This is a genomic window from Streptomyces sp. NPDC053432, assembly GCF_055585365.1.
The window spans coordinates 283,864-307,892 of record NZ_JBVJKF010000005.1 but is presented as its reverse complement, the minus strand read 5'-3'; the positions used below and the strand labels follow the sequence as shown (position 1 = coordinate 307,892).

Below are 24,029 nucleotides of genomic sequence, written 5' to 3'. Positions count from 1 at the left end.
CCGGGGACCCTTCACCCCTCCCTCTCCGAGGAGAACTTCCATGCGCAAATGGCTGCCGTTGACGGCCGTCTGCCTCGGGGCCTTCATGCTCCTGGTCGACGTCACCATCGTGACCGTGGCCCTGCCGGACATGGCCGCCGACATGCACACCGGCTTCGCCGGACTCCAGTGGGTCATGGACGTCTACGCCCTCGCGCTGGCCGCCCTGCTGCTCGGCGCCGGCTCGCTCGCCGACCGGATCGGCCGCCGCCGGGTCTACGTCGGCGGGACCGCCCTCTTCGCCGCCGCCTCGCTCGCCTGCGGGCTGGCCACCGGCCCGGCCGCGCTGATCGCCTTCCGCGCCGTCCAGGGCATCGGCGGAGCCGCCATGTTCGCCACCACCATGGCCCTGCTCAGCGGCGCCTACCAGGGCCGCGACCGCGGGGTGGCCTTCGGGGTGTGGGGCGCGGCCAACGGCGCCGCCGCCGCGTCCGGCCCGATCATCGGCGGTCTGCTCACCGAGCACTTCGGCTGGCGCTGGATCTTCTTCATCAACCTGCCCGTCTGCGCACTGGCCGTGTACGTCACCCTGCGCGCGGTCGCCGAGTCCCGCGATCCGCACGCCCGGCGCCTGGACCTGCCGGGGATGGCCACCTTCACCGCGGGCGCGGCGGCCGTCACGTACGCCGTGATCCGGGGCGCCGAGAACGGCTGGACCTCTGCCACCACCCTCGGGCTGCTCGGCCTCGGCGCCGCCGCCTTCGCCGGCTTCGTCCTCGTCGAACTGCGCGGCTCCCACCCGATGCTGGACCTCTCGCTCTTCCGCAGCCCCACCTTCGTCGCGGTCATGACCGCCGGACTGCTGCTGACCGGCGCCGCGTTCTCGTACCTGATGTACGTCTCCCTGTGGCTCCAGTCCGCCGGGGGGATGAGCCCGGTCGGCGCGGGGCTGGCGCTGCTGCCGATGAGCGCGGCCGGGTTCGTCGTCGCCGCGGGGGCCGGGCGGCTGCTGCACGGGGTCCCGCCGCGGCTGACCATCGGCGGCGGGCTGCTGCTGGTCGGGGCGGGCGCGCTGCTCCAGGCCTGGATGCTGGACGCCGGTGACGGCTGGTCGGCGCTGGTCCCGGGGCTGCTCGTGACCGGCGTGGGCGTCGGCGCGGCGACCCCGGCACTGGCCGCCACCGCCATGGGGGCCGTGGCCCCGGCGCGGGCGGGAATGGCCGGCGGCGCCCTCAACACGGCGCGGCAGCTCGGCACCGCCCTCGGCATCGCGGTGCTCGGCGCGGTCTTCCACGCGGGGCTGCGGTCGGGGCTCGGCGAGGGCGCCCAGGAGCTGGCGGAGCCGCTCGCCTCGGGCGGGGCCGGACAGTTGCTCGCGGCCGCACCCGCCGGTGCGGCACGCGACGCGCTGGCGGCGGCGGTGGACGCGGCCTTCGCGAGCGGGCTGCGGGGGACCTTCCTCACCTCGGCGCTGATGGGTCTGGCCGGCGCCCTGGCGGTGTTCCTCCTGCTGCGTCCTTCACCGCGCGCGACGGCCCCGGCCATCCCCGCCCCGGCGGCCCCGGCCGCTGCCCCGGCCCCGGCCCCGGCCCCGACTCAGACTCCGGCTCCGACTCCGACCATGCGGCCCTGAGCGGCCGGCTCCCGGGGCCGCAAGCCCCGGTTTCGGGAAGGGGCGGGGCGGGGGTGAGCCGCCCGCAGGGCCCCGCCGACCGGGCCGGAGGCCGCCCGGCCTCTTGGGTGAACCACGTACGCACCCACGGCGGTGAATCGTTTCGGCTGGGGTCCGCGCTCCTACGCTGGCCGCAGATGCCGGGCGGAACCGGTGTCCGCGGACCCGAGGAACGGACTTCCCCCATGCGTCTTCGTACCACCGCCGCCGTGCTCGCCGGCGCCGTCGCGCTCGTGCTGCCCACCGCCGGCCCGTCGCTGGCGGACGGCCACGACGGGCGGAGCCTGGGCCTGCTGCACTACCGGTTCCTCGACGAGGCCGGGGTGGAGCGCACCGGGCAGATCCGGCCCGCGGAGAACGACACCTGCTACGTGCTGACGCACACCTCCCGGGACGAGCCCGCCATCGAGGTCTGGAACGACACGGAGTCGCTGGCCGTGCTCTTCGACAACCGCGGCTGCAACGGCCACGCGGAACGGGTGCTGGACCCGGGGGAGCGGGCCCACGGCGTGGAGGTCGTCTCCGTCTTCTTCAAGCCGGCGGGGGAGGGCGGCGACGGCCACCACTGGAACGGCGGCGGCGGTGACGGCCGGGGCGACTGGAACGGCGGTGGCGGCGACGGCGGCGGCCGCTGGGACTGGAACGGAGGCGGAGGCGAGGGCGGCGGTGACGGCCGGGGCGACTGGAACGGCGGCGGCGAGGAACTCCTGCGCCGTTTCGGCGGACCCCTGACCCCGCGCCGCTAGGCCGTCCTCGCGGGAACGGACGGTCGGTTGTCGGGGCGGTGGTCCCGTCACGGCCTCATGGGACAGGGCCGCCCGGGGAGGTCTTCCTCCCGGGCGGCCCCGTGTTCAGCGGTTCAGCAGGTGCTCATCCGGCCCCGGTGGGGTCAGAAGGTGAGCTTCCAGCTGTCGATCTTGCCGGTGTCGGCCGACGCGTTGTCGTTGACGCGCAGCTTCCAGACGCCCTGGGCCACTTCGGAGGAGGCGTTGACCGTGTAGGACTTGATGATGTTGTCCGTGCTGCTGCCGGTGCGGTTGTGCAGGTTGTAGACGCTGCCGTCGGGGGCGACCAGGTCGACCTTCAGGTCACCGATCCAGGTGTGGAGGATGTTGACGTCCACCTTGAGGGTGCTCGGCGCGTTGCCCGTGCGGTTCACGGTGATCGGCGACTCGACGGTGGAGTTGTCGTTGATCGCGTAGTCCGTGGTGTTCTCGAACACGGTCTGCTGCTGGGTGCCGACCGTCCAGGTGAACGCCGCCGTACCGGTCTGGTTCGCGGAGTCGGTCACCGTCACGGTCACGTTGGACGTGCCCGCGGTGTTGGCCGTACCGGAGATCAGGCCGGTCGAGGAGTTGATCGACAGCCCGGCCGGGAGCCCGGTCGCCGCGTAGCTCAGCGCGCCGGCGTTGGTGCTGGTGGCCTGGATCTGGAGGCTGACGGCGCTGCCCGTGATGGTGTTCTGGTTACCGGGGTTGGTGACCGAGACGCCGTTCACGATGCGCGCGCCGACGCCGACGCCCGCCCAGGCGTTGGCCGCGTTGTTGTAGGTCGCTGAACCGGCGCCGTACAGGTCGGCAGCCGCCTGCAGGGTGGCCGTGCGGGCCGCCGCGTAGTTGGTGTTCGACTTGAACAGACCGGTGGTCAGCGCGCGGAACCAGATCTTCGAGGCGGCGTCACGGCCGATGCCGGTGACCGGGAGGCCGTCGGCGGTCGGCGAGTTGTAGCTCACGCCGTTGATGACCTTGGCGCCCGAGCCCTCGGAGGCCAGGTAGTACCAGTGGTTGGCCGGGCCCGAGGAGTAGTGGACGTCGATGGAGCCGATGCCCGAGTACCAGGAGTCCTTCGACGCGCCGTCCTTGCTCGGCTTGTCCTGGTAGCGCAACGGGGAGCCGTTGCCATTGATGTCGATCTTCTCGCCGATGAGGTAGTCGCCGACGTCGGTCGGGTTGTTGGCCCAGAACTCGACGGCCGTGGCCATGATGTCGGAGGTCGCCTCGTTCAGACCGCCGGGCTCACCGCTGTAGGTCATGTTGCCGGTGACCGAGGTCAGGCCGTGGGTCATCTCGTGCGCCGCGACGTCGATCGAGGTCAGGGGCTTGTTGTTGCCCTCCCCGTCGCCGTAGGTCATGCAGAAGCAGGAGTCGTCCCAGAAGGCGTTGACGTACGCGTTGCCGTAGTGGACCCGGCTGTAGGGGGCCACGCCGTCGTTGCGCAGGCCGTTGCGGCCGTGCACGTTCTTGTAGTAGTCCCACGTCAGCTGGGCGCCGTAGTGGGCGTCCGCTCCGGCGGTCTCCGCGTTGGAGGCCAGGCCGTTGCCCCAGATGTCGTCCGAACCGGAGAAGAGCGTGCCGGTGCCGGAGGAGCCGTGGTTCAGGTTGTACGTCTTGTGGCCGCCGCGCCCGGCGTCCGTCAGGTTGTACGTGCTGCCCGACTGCGTGGTGCCGAGAGTCACCTGACCGCTGTACTGCGTGTTGCCGGTGCCCGTCTCGATGGCCTGCCACTCGGTGATCTTGGCGCCGGTCTTGGCGTTGGTCACCACGTGGAGCTCGCTCGGGGTGCCGTCGTCCTGCAGACCGCCGACGACGGTCTCGAAGGCGAGGACCGGAGCGCCCTCGGCGGCCCAGATCACCTTGCGCGCGCTCTTCGAGGCCTTGGCCTCCTTGGAGCCCGCGGCGTTGGCGGCGGATATCGCCTGACCCTCCGCGGCCGACGGCGCGACCGAGGCGGTGGTGTCCGCGACCTTGATCTCGTGGTTGGTCGCCTTGGTGACGGACTTGGTGACGCCGCCCTTCGCGTGGACGGTGAGGTCACCGCCGAGGACCGGGAGGCCGTCGTAGGTCCGCTCGTAGGTGGTGTGCGTGGTGCCGTCCGCGTCCTTGACCACGTCACGGACGACGAGCTTCTCGCCGCTGCCGAGGCCGAGCGCCTTGGCGGCCTGGGCGGTGGTCGAGTTGGCCTCGGTCAGGAGCGTCGCACGCTCCGAAGCGCTGAGTTTGGCGGGCGCCGCGCCCGGGTTGGGCTTGGCGGCCGTGGGTGCCTTCGACGCGGTGACGTCGGCGGATGCGGTACCGGCCTGGATGCCGACGGCGAGCATGGCTGCCGCGGCAACGAGCGCGCCGGCCGCGGTGGCACGCCTCTGGGGGGTGGACCTCAACGCAGACTCCTTCTGCAAGGGGGGTTCCGGACGGCTGGGTGGGCCTCCGGGCAGATCAGGGCTGTGCGATGAACGGTCGAAGAGTGCCACCCGGGGAACATAATGTCAGGACCGCGTCAAAGAATTGGCCAAAAACGGTTCGTTGTTCGAAGAGACATATCCGATATCCGGACTGTTCACTTTTGCGTGCATGGTGCGGAGTCCGGTGTTCGGAGCGACCGGTACCGCTTGCTAACACTTGGGCAACGGGAGCCCGCGTTGCCCGAAACGGCGTTTGCCGTACTGGCGTTTGTCGTACTGTTTCTCGGTGCGACAGTCGTCCGTTGCCTGGGGAAGCCGTGGACGGTCGCCGCTGACATCGACCACGTGCCAGGGGGGCCCATGAGGCATGTCCATGTTCCTGCGCAAAGGTTGGCCAGGGCTGCCCGGGGCGCCTTCGTGCCCGCAAGGAGCCTCGGTGACAAGGCCCGTTGGTACCTGCCCGCCGCACTCGCCGCCGACTTCCTCGGCGCCGCCGTGCCCGTAGGCCTCGTCTTCCACGCGGCCCAGCAGGTACGACCCCTCTACTGCGCGCTCGCCGCCGCGATCGCGTGGACCGGGGTGCAGGCGCTGCGCCGGCGCTACACGGCCCGCGTGCTCGGAGAATCCCGCGGAGTGCTGCCCGTCCTGCACGACTGGCTGATTCTCATCGGGGTCCTGGCCGTGGCCCGTGTGGTGACCGAGGAGGACACGCCCAGGCTGTCCGCGCTGGGCGCCCTCCTGCCCGCCCTCCTCATCACCGTCGCCTGCCACAAACTGACCTACCGGCACCTTTCGGCCGCCCGTCGCGAGGCCCAGGCCGTCAGCCGGGTCCTGGTCGTGGGAGAGCCCGACGCCGCCGAGGACGTCGTCGCGCACCTCGCCTCGCGCACCGACCACCCGTACGTGGTCGTCGGCGTGGTCCCGGTCGGCGACGGCCCGCTCGGCAGCGGTGCGCCCGAGGCCGCCCGGCTCGCCGCCGACATGCCCAAGAGCCCCAACGGCGATTCCGCCGCCGTCCTCGGAGCCGTCCGCAGCCTGGGCGTCGACCTGGTGCTGGTGGCGCCGGGCGCGCGGATCGCGGGCGAGCGGCTGCGCCGGGTCGCCTGGGCCCTGCACGACGCCGGGCTGGAACTCGCCGTCTTTCCAGGGCTCATTGAGGTCTCCGTCAAGCGCCTGGAGACCCTGTCCGCGGGCGGACTCGCCGTGCTGCGGGTCGCACCGCCGGTCAGCCGGGGCGTGCAGACCTTCCTCAAGTCCGCCCTGGACCGGGCGGGCGCCGCGGGCGGGCTGGTGCTGCTCGCGCCGGTCTTCCTCGCGATCGTCCTCGCCATCCGCCTCGGCTCGCGCGGCCCGGCCTTCTACCGGCAGGAACGCATCGGCCGCGACGGGGTCCCGTTCACCATGTGGAAGTTCCGCACGATGGTCGTGGACGCCGACGCGCGCAAGGCCGAGCTCTCCGGGTCCAACGAGAACGACGGCCTGATGTTCAAGATGCGCCGCGACCCCCGGGTGACCAGGGTCGGCCGGCTGCTGCGCCGCACCTCGATGGACGAACTGCCGCAGCTGATCAACGTGCTGACGGGCCATATGTCGCTGGTCGGCCCGCGCCCGCCGCTGCCGGAGGAGGTGGCGCAGTACGACGAGGTCGAGCTGCGCCGGCTCACCGTACGGCCCGGGATGACGGGGCTCTGGCAGATCAGCGGGCGGTCGGACCTGTCGTGGGACGAGACGATCCAGCTCGACCTGCAGTACGTCGACAACTGGTCCTTCACCAGCGACGTCGACGTGATGGGCCGCACGCTCCGCGCCGTCGTCGACGGCCGCGGAGCGTACTGAGCGGACCGGGGACCCGGCCGGGTGGCCGGCGGGACGGGGAGGGGTCAGACGTTCCGCCCGCCGCCGGCGGCCTGCTCCCGCAGCCACCACCGGTACGTGGCCGCGATGCCGTCGCGCAGCGGGATCCCGGGCTTCCAGCCGAGCGAGGTCAGCCGGGCGACGTCCAGCAGCTTGCGGGGGGTTCCGTCCGGCTTGGAGGTGTCCCAGGCGAGGCGGCCCCGGAAGCCGGTCACCTCGGCGACGGTCTCGGCGAGTTCCCGGATGGTCAGGTCCTCGCCGCAGCCGATGTTGACCGGCTCGTCGCCGTCGTACGACTCCAGCAGCACCGCGCAGGCCGCGGCGAGGTCGTCCACGTGCAGGAACTCCCGGCGCGGGGTGCCCGATCCCCACAGGGTGACCTCCTCGCGCCCCTCGGCCGCGGCCTCGTGGAACCGGCGGATCAGGGCCGGCAGCACGTGCGAGGACTGGAGGTCGAAGTTGTCGCCCGGACCGTAGAGGTTCGTCGGCATGGCAGAGATGTACGAGGCCCCGTACTGCTTTCGGTACGACTGGACCTGGACGATCCCGGCGATCTTCGCGAGGGCGTAGGCCTCGTTGGTCGGCTCCAGGGGGCCGGTCAGCAGCGCGTCCTCGTGGATGGGCTGCGGGGCCAGCTTGGGGTAGATGCAGGACGATCCGAGGAACAGCAGCCGGCCGACGCCCGCGGCATGCGCGCCGGCGATCACGCTGAGCTGGATCTGGAGGTTCTCCTCCAGGAACTGCACCGGGTACGTGCTGTTGGCCATGATCCCGCCGACCTTGGCGGCGGCCAGCACGACGGCGTCCGGGCGGACGTCCTTCAGGTACGCCCCGGTCGAGGCGGCATCGCGCAGGTCGAGGTCGGCACGGCCACGGGTGAGCACCTCGTGGCCGTCGGCGGTCAGCCGCCGGGCGACCGCGGACCCCACGAGACCGCGGTGGCCCGCGACGAAGACACGGGCGTTCGGGGGCAGAAGAGGCGTGCTAGTCATACGGCCGATGATGCCAGTCCGCTCCCGCGGGGGTGGCGGCAGTCCGGACCCCACCGGCCCGAACCCCCCCGACCGGGGGCGGGCCCCCCGGCCCCAAGGGGGCGGAGTCCGTCCACCCCCTCGTGCGTACGGTGGGGTTCGGGGCTGAGCCCCCTCCCAGCCTCGCCGGCGTTTGATGGGCGGGGTCTGGGGCGGAGCCCGGACGTGAGCCCCCACCCCAGCCTCGCCGGCGTTTGAGGCGCGGGTCCGGGCGGAGCCCGGGGAACGGTGGAAGGGCGGGTAGGGGACCGGCTCCGCGCAGCGGCCCGCACGCAGGGGCCGGCGGGACCGGGCGCGCGCCGGGGTACCTCCTCGGGCGTCGAACCTGCAGAGGCAGCGGACATGTGGCGACGTGGTTGCGTTCGACGCCCTGCGGGGGCACCCCGCCGCACACCCGGCCCCGGCGGCGCGGGGGTTGCGGTGGGGCCGGCCCGCAGGGCACCAGGTTCAAACGCCCTGCGGGGTCGCCCACGGCGCGCATGCCCCGGCGGTGGGGGCGGCCAATCGGGCACCGGGTTCGGCGGCCTGCGGGGGTGCCCGCGGCGCGCATCCGGCCCCGGCGGTGGGGGCGGCCAATCGGGCATCGGGTTCGGCGGCGTGCGGGGGCGCCCACGGCGCGTACCCGGCCCCGGCGGGGCGGGGGTTGTGTGAGGGGCGGCCGGCCGGGCACCGGGACCTGTGGGGGCGGCCCGCCGGGCACCCGGCCCCGGCGCAACCGGGACGGGCGTGTACGGTACGCATCCAGTCCAGGTTCCGGACGGCCCCGGACCGGGGGCCGCCGCGCGGGGGCGCGACCGCCGGGCCACGGGAACCCGCAGGACACGACCGACCGCAACGAACGGCAACGCACCCCAGGGGGACCGCATGGGCAAGACCGCACTGATCACCGGAGTCACCGGGCAGGACGGCTCGTACCTCTCCGAGCTGTTGCTCTCCAAGGGCTACACGGTGCACGGGCTCGTGCGGCGGTCCTCCAGCTTCAACACCGAGCGCATAGACCACATCTACCAGGACCCCCAGACCGCCAACCGGTCCTTCGTCCTGCACCACGCCGACCTCTCGGACGGCGTCGCCCTGGTGAACCTGCTCCGCGAGATCCGCCCCGACGAGGTCTACAACCTCGGTGCGCAGTCGCACGTCCGCGTCTCCTTCGACGCCCCGCTCTACACCGGCGACGTGACCGGCCTCGGCGCCCTGCGCCTGCTGGAGGCCATCCGGGCCAGCGGTGTCGACACCCGCATCTACCAGGCCTCGTCCTCCGAGATGTTCGGCGCGACGCCGCCCCCGCAGAACGAGGGGACCCCGTTCCACCCGCGCAGCCCCTACGGCGCCGCGAAGGTCTTCGCGTACTGGACCACCGTCAACTACCGCGAGGCGTACGACATGTTCGCCGTCAACGGGATCCTCTTCAACCACGAGTCCCCGCGCCGCGGCGAGACCTTCGTGACCCGCAAGATCACCCGCGCGGTGGCCCGGATCAAGTCCGGCCTCCAGGACAAGCTCTACCTCGGCAACCTCGACGCCGTCCGCGACTGGGGCTACGCCCCCGAGTACGTGGACGCCATGTGGCGGATGCTCCAGCAGGACGAGCCCACCGACTACGTCGTCGCCACCGGAGTGGCCGCCACCGTCCGCGAGTTCGTCGAGGCCTCCTTCGGCCACGCCGGTCTCGACTGGAACGAGCACGTGCGTTACGACCCCAAGTACGAGCGCCCCAGCGAGGTCGACGCCCTCATCGGCGACGCCTCCAAGGCCGAGTCGCTGCTCGGCTGGAAGCCGACGGTCCTGGTCGCCGAACTGGCGCGCATCATGGTCGACGCCGACATCCGCCAGGTCGAGGACCAACTCGCGGGTGCGACAGTCCGCATCGACCGCTGAGGCCTTATATTTCGCCTACGATTTGCCGTGTCCCGGTCAGGCCGTCGAATACGACCGGGTCAAACCTGCCGTATGTCCGCAGTGCGCCCTCCAAGCGGAACCTGTTGATTCCAAATTGGTAGCAATGGGTCGAGCAAGGGGACCAGGCCTTCTCGTGAGCCCTAGTCTGCGCAGGTACATATGGCTGTTCGGACAGTTCCAGCCATCAACACCGGGCAACTCGCCCTGGGGGGCTCATGCGTAGATCCAGAGGGCTGACCGCTGCCCTCGTCCTGTCACTGGCCGGTGCCGGCACGGGTATAGGCCTGGTGCTGATGCCCGAGGCGTCCGCCATCACGCCTCCGGTGGCCTTCACCGCCGACGAACTGCCCACCTGGCAGACGAACGGCGTGGTCTGGGCGATGGCCCAGGCGAACGGCACCGTCTTCGCCGGTGGCACGTTCTCCGCCGTGCGCCCGCCCGAGGGCACCGCCGGCACGGAGCAGGAGGCCGTGAACTTCGTGGCGCTGGACGCCGCGACGGGCAATCCCACCTCGTGCAAGCTGGCCTTCACCATCGGCGAGGGCACCGCGACGGTGCGCACGCTGGTCGTGTCGAAGGACAACAAGACCCTCTACGCGGGCGGTTCCTTCGGCGCCGTCAACGGGACCCCGGTGTCCAGCCTCGCCGCGATCGACATCGCGAGCTGCACCCCCAAGGCCTCGTTCCACCCGAGCTTCCCCGCCACCGTGCGTGCGCTCGCCGTCACCGACGACACCCTGTACGCGGGCGGCGACTTCAACACCGTCGACGGCCAGACCCGCGAGCGGTTCGCCGCGATCGACGCCGGCTCCGGAGCGCTCAAGCCGTTCGTCGCCGACGTCGACGAGCCGGGCCGCGCCGTCGAGGTCACCCCCGACGGCAAGAGCGTGCTGCTCGGCGGTGACTTCTTCACCGTCAACGGCAAGAGCAGCCACGCGCTGGCCGTGGTCGACGCCGCCACCGGCGCGGTCAAGAAGACCTACAGCAACATCCCGTCGAACTCGGTGGTCAAGGACATCGCCACCGACGACAACGGCGGCTGGTACACGGGCAACGAGGGCTCCGGCGGCGGTGTCTTCGACGGCCGCATCGCCCTGAACCTCAGCGACTTCAACGAGAAGTGGCGCGACCGCTGCCTCGGCGCGACCCAGTTCGTGCTGCCGTACCAGGGCGTGCTGTACAGCTCCTCGCACGCGCACAACTGCTCCACCGAGCAGGAGTTCCCCGACGGCAAGCGCAACTTCCTGCTGGCGCAGAAGACCAACTGGGAAGGCGCGGCCCCCGCGCCCGTGGACGGCTTCGTCCGCAGCCCCGGCAAGCTCGGCTGGCACCCCACGGCCAACGACGGCATGGACGGCACCGAGGGCATCGGCCCGCGCGTCATGGCCGTGGCCGAGAAGAACGACGTCAAGTACATGTGGGTCGGCGGTGAGTTCACCCTCATCAACGGCAAGACCCAGTGGGGTCTGACCCGCTTCGCCTCCACCGGCGACCGCGGTGTCCCGACCACCCCGGTGGTCAGCGCGGGCAGCGTCAAGCCCGGCGAGGCCCAGGTCCGCTGGCGCACCAGCTACGACGCGGACGACAGCAAGCTGACGTACCGCATCTACCGCAACGGCTCGGCCACCCCGGTCGCCACCGTCGCCGCGAGTTCCCTGGAGTGGGAGCGCCCGCAGGCCTCCTGGACCGACACCACGGTCAAGGGCGGCCAGACGTACACCTACCGCGTGACCGCGACCGACGGCGCCGGCAACACCAGCGCCCTGTCGGCCACCGCCTCGGTGACCGTCCCGACCGCGGTCCAGGCCTACCCGGACCAGGTCCGCGCGGACGGCGCCCAGCTGTACTGGCGCTACGACGACTCGGTCAGCCCGTACGTCGCCGACTCCTCGGTCAGCGGCAACATGAGCGGTCTCCAGCTGGGCGCCCCGGCCCTGCGCCAGTCGCCCGGTGCCATCTCCGGCACGAGCACCGCGATGGGCTTCAACGGCACCAGCCAGCAGGTGTACGGCGACCGCCGCCAGACCCCCGGCGCCGCGTACACCATCGAGACCTGGTTCAAGACGAACACCACCCGCGGTGGCAAGCTCGTCGGCTTCGGTGACAACCAGAGCCGCAACAGCGGCACGTACGACAAGCACATCTACATGACCAACACCGGTCGTCTGGCCTTCGGCGTCTACAACGGCGGGACCAAGACGATCACCACCGGTCTGTTCGAGACGTACAACGACAACAAGTGGCACCACGTGGTCGCCACCCAGGGGCCGGCCGGCATGGCCCTGTACGTCGACGGCCAGAACAAGGGCACGCTGAACGTGACCACCTCCGTCTCCTACGCGGGCTACCTGCACGTCGGCGGCGACAACCTGGCCGGCTGGCCGAACCGCCCGACGAGCAACTTCTTCGCCGGGCAGCTCGACGAGACGGCCGTCTACCCGTCGGCGCTCACCCAGGCCCAGGTCAAGAACCACTTCGACCTGGCCAGCGCCCCGACGGACACCGTCTCCACGGTCAAGGCGTCCGAGGACACCTACATCAACCAGGGCGCGCCCAGCACCGCCTACGGCACGTCCACCTCGCTCGCGGTGCGCGGCACCTCGGCGTACGAGACGTACCTGCGCTTCCCCCTCCCGGCGGCTCCGGCCGGTCAGGTCCTGAAGTCGGCCTCCCTGCAGTTCAAGACCACGACGCAGACGGGCGCCGGCACCGCCGACAAGGTGTCCGTGGTCCCGGTCACCGGCACCTGGAGCGGCGAGGGCACCACCTTCAACACCAAGCCCACCCTGGGCACCACCCCGCTCGGCAGCATCGCGAGCGTGCCGGACGGCTCGGCGGTCCAGAACGTGCCGCTCGACACCGCCGCGCTCTCGGCCGCGCTGGGCAGCAGCTACAGCGTGGGCCTGACCAGCACGGGCACCGACGCGCTGTGGCTGTGGTCCGCGGAGTCCACCGCGGCGGACGGCGCCCCGCAGCTGGTGCTCACCTTCGGCGCGAAGTAGCCGCAGGAGCGGGGCCCGGCCGCTGTGGCCGGGCCCCGCACCCCCTTTCAGCAAGTACGCACGTACGGGAGCCATTCCGATGTACCGACGCCCCGCAGTGGCTGCTGTTCTGCTGGCCGCGGCCCTCACGCTGACCGCCTGCAGTTCGGACGGCGGCAAGGCCGACTCCGGCGCGGACGCCAAGGCGAAGCCCCCGGCCTCCTCGCCCGTCCCCGACCCGGCGGACAGCGCCGCCCCGTCGACCGACCCCAACGCGAAGCCGACGGGCCCCGTTGTGCCGGACGCGAAGCTCACCCCGAAGACGGGCAGCTTCACGGCGCAGGAGAAGCAGTACCTGAGCGGCCGCGTCCCGGACAAGATGGACCCGGCGGCCGTCCTGCAGAAGGGCCAGGAGGCCTGCCAGCGGGTCGAGCGCACGGCGAAGCACGACAAGGACGCGGCGACCGGGTCGATCATCGCCGGGGAGATCCCGGGCGCGAAGGACGCCATCCCCCTGCTGTGCCCGGAGCAGAAGCCGGTCCTGGCGGCGGCCGAGAAGGGCTTCCCGGACGGCACCCGGCAGTCTCCCGCGGCGGGCAACTACCGGGCGCTGACCCAGGCCACCACCTGCAAGTGGGAGGCGAGGGGCAAGGACGGCGCGACGCTGGCCGCGGGCCCCGAGACGGCGCCGAAGCCGGGCGACAAGATCACCGCCACGATCCCGGCCGGCACGGCGGAGTTCACCTCCACGGGCTGCTACGCCTGGATCCCGGCGTAACCCTGTCGCTGCCGGCACTCGGGCGCGGCGCCGTTGCCGGGGGCGCTGCCCCCGGACCCCCGGTCCTCAAACGCCGGACGGGCTGATTCTGCCTCCGGCGGCGCCTCAAACGCCGGCGAGGCTGGGTTTGGGCCCCTGCCGTCCGCCAGGCGCGAGCCTGATCGCCCGAAGGGCGAAATCCCGCCTGGCCGGGGAAGATCCGGCTGCGCCGGGCGAAATCCAGCCCGTCCGGCGTTTGAGGACCGGGGTCCGGGGCGGAGCCCCGGGGAACGGTGGAAGAGGGGGCCCCGGACGGAGTCCGGGGGAGGGTGGGGGGCCGGGTCCGCGCAGCGGGAGCTAGCGGCGGGCCGCGTCCGCGTAGACCGCCAGCAGCGTGTCCAGGACGGAGTCCATCGAGAAGGACTCTCCGGCCAGCTTGCGCGCAGCGCACGACGCCGCGGCGTTCACCGCAGGGTCGAGCAGGGACAGCACCGCCGCGGACACCCCCGCCGGCCCCGGGTCCACGACCCGCCCCGCCCCCGCCCCCGCCACATCCCGCGCCAGCCCGTTCGACCGCGTCACCACCACCGGCACGCCCACCGCCAGCGCCTCCAGCACCGACATCGGGAACGGCTCGTCCACCGACGGCAGTACGTACACGTGCGCCCGGCGCAGCTCCGCCTGGACCTCCTCCGCGGACAGCGCTCCCGGCACCGTGAACCGCTCCGACAGGCCGAGCCCCGCGATCCGCGCGCGGACGGCCGCCAGCTCTCCCTCGTCCGGGCCCGCGACCACGAAGTGCGCGTCCGGGTGCACGGCCAGCACCGCCGGCGCCGCGTCCACGAAGTCCACCGGCCGCTTGCGGGCCTGCAGCCGCGCCGAGTACAGGATCCGCGGCGGACCGCTCGGCGCCGGCCGCTCCTCCTGCGCCGGGGTCCCGTTCACCAGCCGTACGGCCCGCCCCAGCGGCGGAGCCCCCACGACGGCGTCCAGCCCCTCCCGCTCGTACGGCGTCAGGTACAGCACGGCGTCCGCGCCGCGCAGCACCCGGCGCACCGCCACCGCGTCCAGTACCTTCGCCAGCAGCTTCTCGCTCGGGTCCACCATCCCGTGGGTCTGCAGCACCAGCGGCCTGCCCGCCCGCAGCGCCGCGAGGGCCACCGGCAGGGTCACCAGGTCCCGCGCCAGGTGTACGTGGACCACATCGGCCTCCCGTACCAGCCGCCCGGCCGAGGCCAGCAGCGCGGGCGAGGTCATCCCGCTGAAGCCCAGGGGGAGCAGCCGGCGGGCCGGGAACAGCCTGGCGGGCACTCCCTCCACGGCATCGGGCCACGGCTCGCCGAAGCCCGCGCCGAGGGCCAGCAGCCGCGCCTCGTGGCCGCGCGCCCGCAGTCCCTTGGACAGGTTCAGCGCGACCCGGACCGGCCCGCCGAAGGCGTGCGAGGGGGAGTGCAGTGTGACGGCGTGCAGGACTCGCAGACCACGCGTGCTCACTTCGGCTCCTCCACCGGGCGGCGCCGCCCGTCCTGGGTCTGCAGGGTCAGCTCCGGCAGGTCCCTGTGCACCACCGAGCCCGCGCCCGCGACCGCGCAGCGGCCCACGGTCACGCCGGCCAGCACGGTCGCCCGTACCGCGACCCACGCGCCGTCCTCGACGGTGATGGGCGCGTTCCGGTAGCGGAAGTCGGCGGCCCGGTGGTCGTGCGAGCCGGTGCACAGCATGGCTTCCTGCGAGAGGCACACGTTCGCGCCGATCGTCACCGGTTCCAGGTTCAGCAGCCAGGCGCCCTCGCCGATCCAGGTGTGGTCCCCGACCGTGAGCTTCCACGGCCACAGCACCCGCACCCGGTGCCGGATCAGCACGCCCTCGCCGATCCGCGCCCCGAACGCCCGCAGCAGCGAGACCCGCAGCCGCGCCGGGCAGAACCAGCTCATGAACAGAGTGTTCATCACGGCGAACCAGAGCGCCTGCGTCAGCAGCCCGCGCCCCTTGTCGTATCCGGCCAGTGTGAAGGCGGGAAGGTCACGCAACTGAAGCCCCGATCGTGTCCGCCCCCGGACCTACGTCCGGGGGGACCGCGCCGGCGCCTCCCCTGGCGCCGCGCGCTCAGACTAGACTGCGCGCGGACCAGGCACATGGGGTGGGGGCGGCAGTGGCAACGGACATACGCAGGCCCGCGATCGCGCCCGGACCGCCCGGCGCCGTCGAGGACGAGTCGCTGTGGGGCCGGGTCACCACCCCGCGCACCCTGCTGTCGCGTGCGCTGTCCGTACCCCTCGCCCTCGGGTTCACCGTCTTCCTGCCGCTCTTCGTCGCCGTGCAGGCCGGCGAGGGCCGGCGCGACGCGGCCTTCTGGCTCCAGCTCCTGCTCACCATGTACGCGGGTGCCCGGCTGTCCGCGATGGTGCTGACGAGCCGCCGCAAGCTGCTCCAGGGCTCCTTCTGGCTGTTCGTCTACATGGCCATGGGCGTGGCCCCGCTCGCCCAGGCCGTCCTCGGCAGGGTGCCGACCCCTGTTGTCGGGCCCCGCTCCGACCTGACCGTCGCCATCGGGCTGGTGCTGCTCGGCTGTCTCGCGTTCGACGTCGGCGTCCTGCTGGCCCGCCACCGGCCCGCCGGCCGTGCGGGCGGCTCCCAGAAGGAGTCGCGGCCGGTGATGGCGCACCGGCGGCGCCTCCAACTGCTCACCGTCATCGCGTTCCTGGGCAGCGCCGCCTTCATCGTGAAGCTGGGCGGCCCGGCCGTCTTCTTCTCCAGCCGCCAGGAGATCATCGCCGGCATCGAGGAGGCGGGCATCTCCGACGGCGACGGCCAGGCCGGACAGGCCCTGCTGCGAGGCTTCGGCACCGTACCGGCGCTGCTCGCACTGCTGCTGTACACGCGCTGGCTGATCACCTCGAAGTTCGCCCGCCGCAAGGTGTCGGTCATCGTCACCTGGGGGGCGCTCGCCGTCCTCAACCTGGTGGTCAACAATCCGATCTCGAACCCGCGCTACTGGTTCCTCACGGTCATGTTCGCCCTGCTGTTCACCGTCTTCCCGGTGAGCGCCGCGATGTACCGGGTGGCGCTGTCGATGGCGGTGGTCGTCGCCCTGCTCGTCTTCCCGTTCGCGGACCGCTTCCGCTACGACGAGAAGAACTACAAGCCGGTCGAGACCACCTCCTTCCTGGAGCCGATGGCGCTCAAGGACTACGACCAGATCGGCATGTTCGCCAACACCATCACCTTCTCCAACTCCGGCCCCGGCCATTTCTACGGGCGCCAACTCGCGGGATCGGTGTTCTTCGCGGTGCCGCGCGCGGTGTGGCCAGGCAAGCCGCGCGACACCGGCGTGATGGTCGGCCAGTGGATGGGTACGGTCAACACGAACCTCTCCTCGCCGATCTGGGCGGAACTCTGGCTCGACTTCGGTCCGTTGGGCATGGGGGCGGGACTGCTCGGCATCGGGTACGCCTCCGCCCGCGTCGACCGCCGGTACGCCAAGCGCGCCACCCGCCGGTCCCCGCCGGGCAGCCTCATCTCGGTGGTGGTGCCGCTCGTGGCGGGGTATTCCTTCATCCTGCTGCGCGGTCCGCTGCTCCAGGCGTCCGGCCGGGTCGCGATCGCGGCCATGTGCCTGGCGCTGGTGGCCACGTACCGGCAGGACAGGGCCACGACGCTGCGCTGACCGGCCGGAGGCGCAGCCGTACGCAATCGACGGAAGGCGGGTCGCATGTCCTCCCTCGTCACTCTCGCGGTCATCGGCGCCGGCGACCGGGGCACCGGTTACGCGCGCTGGGCCCTGGCCCACCCGGACCGGGCACGGGTCGTCGCGGTGGCCGAACCGCGCGGGATCCGACGCGACCGCCTCGCCGCCGACCACGGTCTGGACGACGCGGCGGCGGTGGCGGACTGGCGGGAGCTGGCGGCCCGCGGCCGGATCGCGGACGCGGTCCTGATCTGCACCCTGGACCGGGACCACCTCGAACCGGCCCTGGCCTTCGCCGCGCTCGGCTGCCACATCCTGCTGGAGAAGCCGATGGCACCCACCGAGGAGGAGTGCCGGCGGATCGTGGCCGCGGTCGAGCGGGCCGGGGTGACCCTCGCGGTCGGCCACGTCCTGCGCTACACGCCCTACACGCGGGCACTGAAGGCCGTTGTCGACTCCGGCCGGCTCGGGGAGGTCGTCAGCGTCCAGCACCTGGAGCCGGTCGGCTTCTGGCACCAGGCCCATTCGTTCGTACGGGGCAACTGGCGGCGCGAGGACGAGGCCACGACCATGCTGATGGCCAAGTCCTGCCACGACCTGGACTGGCTGCAGTACGTGCTCGGGCAGCCGCCGGTCCGCGTCTCCAGCTTCGGCCGCCTCTCGCACTTCCGGCCCGAGAACAGGCCGCCCGGCGCCGCCGACCGCTGCCTGGACTGCGCGGTGGAGACGACGTGCGCGTACTCCGCCAAGCGCGAGTACGGGGACCGGCTCGCCCGTGGTGAGCGGGGCTGGCCGCTGCGCGTGGTGGTCGACGAATTCGACCCGCAGAGCCTGGAGACCGCCCTGCGCGAGGGCCCGTACGGGCGGTGCGTGTACGCCTGCGACAACGACGTGGTCGACCACCAGGTGGTGGCCATGGAATTCGCCTCCGGAGCCACCGCCACCTTCACCATGACGGCCTTCACCGAATCCGCGGACCGCCGGACGCGGATCTTCGGCACCCGCGGTGAACTCCGCGGCGACGGGGCGAACCTGACGCTCTACGACTTCCTCACGCGCACGGAGGAACCGGTCGGGCTCCCCGCCCGGGGGGCGATGGACGCCGCGGGCGGTCACGCGGGCGGCGACGCCGGGCTGATGGACGCCTTCGTCGCCGCCGTCGCCTCCGGGAACCCCGCCCTGGTGAAGTCGGGCCCGCAGGAGTCCCTGACCAGCCACCTGACGGTCCTGGCCGCCGAACGCGCCCGGCTGTCGGGCACCGTGGAGACGGTCCAGGGGGTGTTGCGAAAGTCCCGCACGGCGCCCGGCACGCACTCTCGCCGCACCGGCCGAAGCCCCGAGTACGCCCAGTACGAGGACCTTCGCCCGGCACGCCGAGAGCACGCACCGGACACCGCGGGCCCCGCACAGGACTCCCGCAACACCCCCTAGGCGGCCAGCGCGGGGGCCGGCTCCGGACGCAGGCGCGCGACGCGCAGCCAGCCGGCGGTCGCCTTGGCCGCCGAGCCCGCCGCCAGGCCCCAGGCGGCGCCCGCCACACCCCACAGCGCGTAGCCGCCCAGCAGCAGGGCTACCGCCAGCAGCGAGTAGACCACCTGGAGGGAAAGCGTCGCCTTCGGGGCGAGCACGCGCAGGGTGAGCAGCGCACAGGTGCCGAGGCCCATCACGGCGTACTGTGCCCCGGTCGCCGGGAGCAGCGCGGACGCCGCCGCCCACGTGTCGCCGAGCAGCGAGGAGCCGAGCCGGTCGGGCAGCGCGTACAGCACGGCCCCCCAGCCCGCGCCGACCGCGGCCAGCACCAGGCCGAGCAGGGCCGTGGCCCGCACCGTGGCCCGCTTGCCGCGCAGCCGCCCGAGGAACGGCGGAGCGAAGGCGTTCGCGGAGTTGAACAGGACGTTGAGCGGCCCGAAGAGGGTCGTGGCGCCCCGCAGCGCGCCCACGGCGAGGGGCGTCGCGAAGACTCCCAGGCCCAGGACCGCGAGCTGGCTGGAGCCGTTGCCCACGGCGAACTCGACCACGAACCGCCGGCCGAGGTGACCGCGCCGCAGGTACGGCCGCAGGTCCGCGCGCCGCCCCCTGACGTACGGCCGCAGCAGGAACAGCCCGAGTGCCAGCGCGGGCAGCGCGGAGACCCCCCACACCAGCACCAGCCGCCCCGCGGAGGTCCCTTCGGGCTGGACGCCCAGCGCCGCCACCACGCACACCAGCCGCAGCGCGTCGGCGGCCAGCGCCCGCTCCGGCGTGCGCAGCGCCGAGAAGCAGTACCGCAGCCCGTCCTGCAGCAGCACCAGCGGCAGTACGAGTCCCAGCGCGAGGAAGGCCCGACCGGTCGCCCCGGGCAGTACGAGGCCGACGAGCGCGAGCACCGCGCCCGCTGCGGCCGAGGCGGCCCCGGTGAAGCCGGCCGCGGACCGGGCGAGGGCGCCCACCCGGTCGCCCTTCTCCAGGACCAGGCTCTGGCCGACGTAGGCCATGTTCAGCCCGAGGAGCACGCTGAAGGTGACGTAGACCATCGAGAAGTCGGCGAACCCGGAGGCCGAGGACAGCCGGGCGGCCAGCACCAGCACCAGGATGTTCGTGGCGCTGGAGGCCGCCTGGTCCAGGACCGACGCGATCGCCGCGAGGCCGCGCCGCCTCACCGCCGGCCCGGGCGGACCGTACGCAGCGCGACCGTGTCGGTGCCGTCACCCGGGATGTGCTGCTCGCCCTCGTCGACCTCGTAGCGCAGCGGCTGGGCCTGCTGCTCGGGGGGCGCGACCGGTTCGGCGGCGGCGGACCGGCCGCGGTCCTTGCCGCGGCCCCGCTTCTCGCCGGGCAGCGGGGCGTGCAGCACCGCGCCCAGCACGGTGCCGCCGGCACCGCTGATGAGCTCGCGGATCCGGGACAGGTCGGAGCGGTGGACGGCGCGCGGGTCGCAGACCACCAGGACGCCGTCGACGCGGTCCACGAGCGCGAGGGCGTCGGCGTAGGAGAGCACGGGCGGCGCGAGCACGACGACCGTGGAGTTGGGGGAGTCGGCCTCGGAGATCAGCCGGGTGGCGCGCGACGAGGTCAGCGAACGGGCCACGTTGCGCACCGGGCGGCCGGGGATGAGGTCGAAGGCGCCGGACTCACCGGCGTCCACGACCAGCTGGCGCCCGTCGGGCCACTCCGTGTCCCCGTGCTGCGCCGGCTGCTTCCCGCTGCCGGGGCCGCCCGCCGCCTTGCTCCAGCGCGGCCGCCCGCCCGCGTCGGTGGGCAGCTGGCTGGCCAGCACGGGCGTGCGCAGGTCGGCCTCGATGAGCAGCACGTCCTTGCCGGTCTCCGCGAAGGAGGCGGCCAGGTTCACGGCGACCGCGGCGGCCGTCTCGCTGCTGCCGCGGGGGGCGACGACGAGCAGCCGCCGCCGGTCCGCGAAGCGGGCGTCGTAGGCGAGCCGGAAGGCCACCGAGCGGTACTCCTCGGCGAGCTTGGGGTCGGCCTCGCCGGCGGCGAGCAGCGGCCCGCCGCCGGTCCGGTCCCGGGGCAGGTAGCCCAGCACGGGGGAGCGCAGGGCCCGGGCCACGTCGCCCTCGGAGCGCGGCGCCGGGTCGAAGACGAGCCGGACCCAGGCGGCCAGCAGGCCGAGCGCGAGGCCCACCGCCGCGCCGAGCGCGAGCGACATCACGATGCCGGGGCCGTCGGAACCGGGAGGCGCGGTCGCGGCGCTGGTGACCCGGCCCGGCGTCATGTCGAGGGCCTGGAGCTTGGTGATGTTGCTGTTGAGGGTGTTGACCTTGCCCTGCAGGTCCGTCTTGGACGCGTAGGCGGCGTCCCGGGCGGCGCCCGCCGGCATGGTGTTGACCTGCTTGACGAGCTCGTCGAGCTGCTTGGCGACCGGGTCGCGCTGCTCCTGGTAGCTCTTGACCATCTTGTCGCGGGTGACGTCCAGGGCTTCCTGCCGCTTCGTCAGGTACGCCTCCGTCATCACGTTGGCCCGCTTGGCGGCCTCCTGCGGGGAGGACGCCGTGTAGGTGAAGCGGAGCACCATCGTCTGCGGCGGGTTGGTCACCTGCAGGCCGCTGCGCAGGGCCGCGAAACCGGAGGCGCCCACTCCGAGCTTCTTCGCCGCCTCGTTGGCTATGGAGGAGCTGAGCGCGACCTGCCGCTCCGAGCCGATGTTGATCGCCTTGTCGGGGGCGAGGCTCGGGTTGAACGGGTCGTCGGTCGGCGCGCGCAGCACCACGTCGGCGGTCGCGACGTAGGTGTCGGCCGTGGAGACACCGAGGTAGACACCGCCCAGCAGTCCGACCCCGATGCCCGCGCCGAGGAGCCGGCGGTAGCGCAGGAGCTGTCGGAACTGGTCCCGCAGGAGGTCCGGTTCGTCCTCCGCCGGGGCCGCCGCAGGGCGGTTCGTCTCGATCACGGCCGGGGACCCCCAAGTGCTTCGTCCATCAATGCGTCGATCCGGGCCAGGCCCGCTTCACGGCTCAGGTGGGCCGCCACGTGGCGCGGTCCGGCAGCCCCGAGTGCGTCCGCCCCGTCCGGGTCCTCGGCGAGGATCCGGACGGCCTTCAGGAGGGCCTCCGGGTCCTCCGGCGGCACGAGCACCCCCGCGCCCGAGCGTTCCACTTCCTGGGCCGTTCCGCCCTCCGCCGCCACGGAGGCGACGACGGGCCGGCCGGCCTGGAAGTAGGAGGTGAGTTTCGACGGCACGCTCATGTCCAGTACGGCGGCGTGCTGCGTGACCGCGAGCACGTCCGCCGCCGCGAGGATATCGGGGAACTCGCCGTCTGCGGCAGGGGGGATGATGTCTAGGTTGGGGACGTCGGCCGAGAGCTCTGCGAGCGCCGAGCGCTGGCTGCCGTCGCCCATCAGGACGAAACGGACGCCGGGGTCGAGGCGGGCGGCGCCCACGAGGACTTCGAGCCCCTGCTTGAGACCCATGTTCCCGGAGTGCAGGACGACGGTCTGCCCGGGTGCCCAGCCCAGGTGGTGGCGGGTCTCGTCGCGCGGCCTGGTGGGCTGCGCCACGTGGGACCAGTTGGGGACCAGCCGGATCCTCCCCGGGTCCACGCCCATGCCGACGACCCGGTCCACGAAGGTCTCGTGGATGACGCCGACGAGCGTGGCCCGCTTCAGGGCGTAGGCCTCGGCGCGGCCCGCGATCGCGGCGGCCTTGTCACCGCCGCTGATCCCGCTCTGCGCGGCGGCGGCGCCCATCAGGTCCTGGACGACCGGGACGTAGGGGACCTTCCAGCGGGCCGCGAGACGGGCGGCGATCACCCCGCCGGCGAGGCTGGGCATCTGGGCGAGGACGGCGTCCGGCCTCGGCATCCGGGGCGGGGCCACGGTGCCGTGCAGGAGAATCGATCCTTCGAACAGGGCTCGTCTGACGGCGGTCTGACGTGGCGGCACGGTGTGCGCGCGCCGGTGCACGGTGACCCCCGCGCGCCGTTCCGTGCGCTGGAGCGCCCCCCGGTACTCCGGCTCGACAGACCAGGCCGGGTAGTGTGGCATGCCCGCCAGGACGTGGGTCTCGTGGCCGAGATCCGCCCAGTGCTCCGCGATCTGGGTGGCGTACGGCCCAATCCCCGCGTGCTCGGGAGCGTAATTCGTGGAAACCAGCAGCAGGCGCCGGTTGCCGGATCTCGACACTGAACGTTCCTTCCGCCCCAGGATGATGCGCAGGCCACCCTATTCGTTCACCCGCGTGGTGCGGAACGTGCACGCTATTGTCTGCTAATCGGCCGCGCCGGGGGGCGCGGCTCTGGGGGTAAGAGATGACGGAGCGGGAAATGTCGGACTTTGGCGCGCCCGCGCGGCGAGACCACGCCAGGCCCTACCGAGTCGGCTACGCACCAGGTGCCTACGACCTGTTCCACATAGGGCACCTCAACATCCTGCGGCACGCCCGCAGTCAGTGCGACTACCTGGTGGCCGGCGTGGTCTCCGACGAGATGGCCGAACTCGCCAAGGGACGGCGGCCGATGATCCCGCTGGTCGAACGGCTGGAGATCGTCCGCAGTGTGAAGTACGTGGACGCCGCCTTCGTGGAGACCGTCCCGGACAAGGTGGAGACCTGGAAGCAGGTCCGCTTCGACGTCATCTTCAAGGGCGACGACTGGCGCGGCACCCCCAAGGGCGACAAGCTGGAGAAGGACTTCGCCGCCCACGGCGTCGACGTCGTCTACTTCCCCTACACGGTGCACACGTCCAGCACCCAGCTGCGCCGGGCACTGGACGCGCTGGCCGAGGCCCCCGCCGCCCCGGGCCAGCTCACCGCCGAACTGCGCTGAGCTCCCGGAACCACTTCGCGAGGAACGCCGCCAGGAACAGCGCGGCGACCGCCCCGAAGGCCGCGTAGGCCCAGGCGAACAGCTCACCGCCGCCGAGCAGCAGGAAGACCAGGCAGAACACCCCGTAGTCCACCGGCAGCAACGCCACCGCGCGCAGCGTCGACGGCGCCTCGGCCGGGCTGCCGGGGGCCGGCCTGGCCTTCAGCTTCTCGGTCAGCAGGCCGCCGAAGAAAGTGACCACGGCGGCGAGCTGGAAGCCCAGCGGCACCAGCAGCCAGCCGTCCGAGCCCGTCCCGTACGCGTCGGGGAAACGGTGGAAGGCGATCAGCACGCAGCTGTGCAGGGCCGTGAGTTTGGCGGCGTCCACGACGTGGTCGAGCCACTCGCCCGCCGCACTCCCGCCCCCGCGCAGCCGCGCGAGCTGGCCGTCGGCGGAGTCGAAGGCGAACCCGAGGGCGAGGGCCGCCCACACGGCGAGCCCCAGGCCCCACGACGGCGCGGCCACGGCGACCAGCGCCACGGCGGCGAAGCTGAGGGCGGCGCTGATCAGCGTCACCTGGTTCGGGGTGAGCCCGAGCGCGTACGACCCGGCCGCCAGGTACCGCCCCACGGGCCTGTTGACGAACCGTGAGTAGAGCGACACCCCCTTCGCCGACTTCTGCGCCCCGCGCAGCTCTCGCAGCGCGGTTCCGACTCTGCCCATCCGGCGACCCCCTCGGTGACGATGCCGTTC

17 protein-coding genes are annotated in these 24,029 nt (G+C 72.7%); 9 read left to right on the top strand and 8 right to left on the bottom strand.

The genetic code is table 11. The annotated features are described in order from the left end of the window. Positions 1-40: 40 nt before the first annotated feature. Positions 41-1,612 carry an MFS transporter gene (locus ACZ6Y1_RS11755; RefSeq protein ID WP_469626321.1) on the top strand — a complete coding sequence of 524 codons (1,572 nt, stop codon included), beginning with the start codon at positions 41-43 and terminating at the stop codon, positions 1,610-1,612. 224 nt (positions 1,613-1,836) lie between these two features. Continuing rightward, positions 1,837-2,397, top strand: a complete 561-nt coding sequence (locus ACZ6Y1_RS11750) for a hypothetical protein (protein ID WP_469626318.1) — start codon at positions 1,837-1,839, stop codon at positions 2,395-2,397. Between the two features lie 143 nt (positions 2,398-2,540). Here ACZ6Y1_RS11750 and ACZ6Y1_RS11745 read toward each other — a convergent pair whose 3' ends face one another. Beyond that, positions 2,541-4,808 (bottom strand): M4 family metallopeptidase, encoded by a 2,268-nt coding sequence (locus tag ACZ6Y1_RS11745; RefSeq protein WP_469626315.1) that lies wholly within the window; start codon positions 4,806-4,808, stop codon positions 2,541-2,543. A 381-nt stretch (positions 4,809-5,189) separates the two neighbouring features. On the opposite strand from ACZ6Y1_RS11745, the gene ACZ6Y1_RS11740 reads away from it, so the two are divergent. After that, positions 5,190-6,665: a sugar transferase gene (locus ACZ6Y1_RS11740; protein ID WP_469626312.1), complete on the top strand. Its 1,476-nt coding sequence runs from the start codon at positions 5,190-5,192 to the stop codon at positions 6,663-6,665. A gap of 44 nt (positions 6,666-6,709) precedes the next feature. Here the strand turns inward: ACZ6Y1_RS11740 and ACZ6Y1_RS11735 are convergent, their stop codons facing one another. Then, positions 6,710-7,675 carry a GDP-L-fucose synthase family protein gene (locus tag ACZ6Y1_RS11735; protein ID WP_469626309.1) on the bottom strand — a complete coding sequence of 322 codons (966 nt, stop codon included), beginning with the start codon at positions 7,673-7,675 and terminating at the stop codon, positions 6,710-6,712. Between the two features lie 903 nt (positions 7,676-8,578). On the opposite strand from ACZ6Y1_RS11735, the gene gmd reads away from it, so the two are divergent. The 3 genes from gmd (at position 8,579) to ACZ6Y1_RS11720 (ending at position 13,372) form a co-directional block, all read left to right on the top strand. After that, the gene (gene gmd / locus ACZ6Y1_RS11730) at positions 8,579-9,592 is read left to right on the top strand and encodes a GDP-mannose 4,6-dehydratase (protein WP_469626305.1); all 1,014 of its coding nucleotides are present in this window, start codon (positions 8,579-8,581) and stop codon (positions 9,590-9,592) included. 236 nt (positions 9,593-9,828) lie between these two features. Continuing rightward, a complete protein-coding gene (locus ACZ6Y1_RS11725; RefSeq protein ID WP_469626302.1) occupies positions 9,829-12,615 on the top strand; it encodes a CBM96 family carbohydrate-binding protein in 2,787 nt (928 codons plus the stop codon). Between the two features lie 97 nt (positions 12,616-12,712). Then, positions 12,713-13,372 (top strand): hypothetical protein, encoded by a 660-nt coding sequence (locus tag ACZ6Y1_RS11720; protein ID WP_469626300.1) that lies wholly within the window; start codon positions 12,713-12,715, stop codon positions 13,370-13,372. Between the two features lie 336 nt (positions 13,373-13,708). Here ACZ6Y1_RS11720 and ACZ6Y1_RS11715 read toward each other — a convergent pair whose 3' ends face one another. Together ACZ6Y1_RS11715 and ACZ6Y1_RS11710 are read right to left on the bottom strand one after the other, a co-directional pair. After that, positions 13,709-14,830 carry a glycosyltransferase gene (locus ACZ6Y1_RS11715; protein WP_469626620.1) on the bottom strand — a complete coding sequence of 374 codons (1,122 nt, stop codon included), beginning with the start codon at positions 14,828-14,830 and terminating at the stop codon, positions 13,709-13,711. A gap of 11 nt (positions 14,831-14,841) precedes the next feature. Further along, on the bottom strand, positions 14,842-15,381 hold the full coding sequence (locus tag ACZ6Y1_RS11710) for a WcaF family extracellular polysaccharide biosynthesis acetyltransferase (protein WP_469626297.1): 540 nt from the start codon (positions 15,379-15,381) through the stop codon (positions 14,842-14,844). A gap of 122 nt (positions 15,382-15,503) precedes the next feature. Between ACZ6Y1_RS11710 and ACZ6Y1_RS11705 the strand changes: the two genes are divergently transcribed. After that, positions 15,504-17,018: a hypothetical protein gene (locus ACZ6Y1_RS11705; RefSeq protein ID WP_469626294.1), complete on the top strand. Its 1,515-nt coding sequence runs from the start codon at positions 15,504-15,506 to the stop codon at positions 17,016-17,018. A 45-nt stretch (positions 17,019-17,063) separates the two neighbouring features. Then, positions 17,064-18,470: a Gfo/Idh/MocA family protein gene (locus ACZ6Y1_RS11700; RefSeq protein ID WP_469626291.1), complete on the top strand. Its 1,407-nt coding sequence runs from the start codon at positions 17,064-17,066 to the stop codon at positions 18,468-18,470. Here ACZ6Y1_RS11700 and ACZ6Y1_RS11695 read toward each other — a convergent pair. Genes ACZ6Y1_RS11695 through ACZ6Y1_RS11685 form a run of 3 tightly spaced genes read right to left on the bottom strand, consistent with a single transcriptional unit; the run spans position 18,467 to position 22,625 of the window. Next, positions 18,467-19,678 (bottom strand): MATE family efflux transporter, encoded by a 1,212-nt coding sequence (locus ACZ6Y1_RS11695; RefSeq protein WP_469626289.1) that lies wholly within the window; start codon positions 19,676-19,678, stop codon positions 18,467-18,469. The genes ACZ6Y1_RS11700 and ACZ6Y1_RS11695 overlap by 4 nt on opposite strands. Next, the gene (locus tag ACZ6Y1_RS11690; RefSeq protein ID WP_469626286.1) at positions 19,675-21,423 is read right to left on the bottom strand and encodes a lipopolysaccharide biosynthesis protein; all 1,749 of its coding nucleotides are present in this window, start codon (positions 21,421-21,423) and stop codon (positions 19,675-19,677) included. The genes ACZ6Y1_RS11695 and ACZ6Y1_RS11690 overlap by 4 nt, the downstream gene beginning before the upstream one ends. Beyond that, positions 21,420-22,625 carry a glycosyltransferase family 4 protein gene (locus ACZ6Y1_RS11685; RefSeq protein WP_469626617.1) on the bottom strand — a complete coding sequence of 402 codons (1,206 nt, stop codon included), beginning with the start codon at positions 22,623-22,625 and terminating at the stop codon, positions 21,420-21,422. The genes ACZ6Y1_RS11690 and ACZ6Y1_RS11685 overlap by 4 nt, the downstream gene beginning before the upstream one ends. 170 nt (positions 22,626-22,795) lie before the next feature. Here ACZ6Y1_RS11685 and ACZ6Y1_RS11680 point away from each other — a divergent pair, with 170 nt between their 5' ends. Next, positions 22,796-23,296, top strand: a complete 501-nt coding sequence (locus ACZ6Y1_RS11680; protein ID WP_469626284.1) for an FAD synthase family protein — start codon at positions 22,796-22,798, stop codon at positions 23,294-23,296. Here the strand turns inward: ACZ6Y1_RS11680 and ACZ6Y1_RS11675 are convergent. Then, positions 23,277-23,999, bottom strand: a complete 723-nt coding sequence (locus ACZ6Y1_RS11675; RefSeq protein WP_469626281.1) for a CDP-alcohol phosphatidyltransferase family protein — start codon at positions 23,997-23,999, stop codon at positions 23,277-23,279. The genes ACZ6Y1_RS11680 and ACZ6Y1_RS11675 overlap by 20 nt on opposite strands. Between the last annotated feature and the right edge of the window lie 30 nt (positions 24,000-24,029).

Coding starts and splice junctions, on each gene's coding strand:
- ACZ6Y1_RS11725 (WP_469626302.1), top strand. CDS start 9,829: ATGCGTAGATCCAGAGGGCTGACCGCTGCCCTCGTCCTGTCACTGGCC.
- ACZ6Y1_RS11735 (WP_469626309.1), bottom strand. CDS start 7,675: ATGACTAGCACGCCTCTTCTGCCCCCGAACGCCCGTGTCTTCGTCGCG.
- ACZ6Y1_RS11755 (WP_469626321.1), top strand. CDS start 41: ATGCGCAAATGGCTGCCGTTGACGGCCGTCTGCCTCGGGGCCTTCATG.
- ACZ6Y1_RS11680 (WP_469626284.1), top strand. CDS start 22,796: ATGTCGGACTTTGGCGCGCCCGCGCGGCGAGACCACGCCAGGCCCTAC.
- gmd (WP_469626305.1), top strand. CDS start 8,579: ATGGGCAAGACCGCACTGATCACCGGAGTCACCGGGCAGGACGGCTCG.
- ACZ6Y1_RS11750 (WP_469626318.1), top strand. CDS start 1,837: ATGCGTCTTCGTACCACCGCCGCCGTGCTCGCCGGCGCCGTCGCGCTC.
- ACZ6Y1_RS11740 (WP_469626312.1), top strand. CDS start 5,190: ATGAGGCATGTCCATGTTCCTGCGCAAAGGTTGGCCAGGGCTGCCCGG.
- ACZ6Y1_RS11700 (WP_469626291.1), top strand. CDS start 17,064: ATGTCCTCCCTCGTCACTCTCGCGGTCATCGGCGCCGGCGACCGGGGC.
- ACZ6Y1_RS11675 (WP_469626281.1), bottom strand. CDS start 23,999: ATGGGCAGAGTCGGAACCGCGCTGCGAGAGCTGCGCGGGGCGCAGAAG.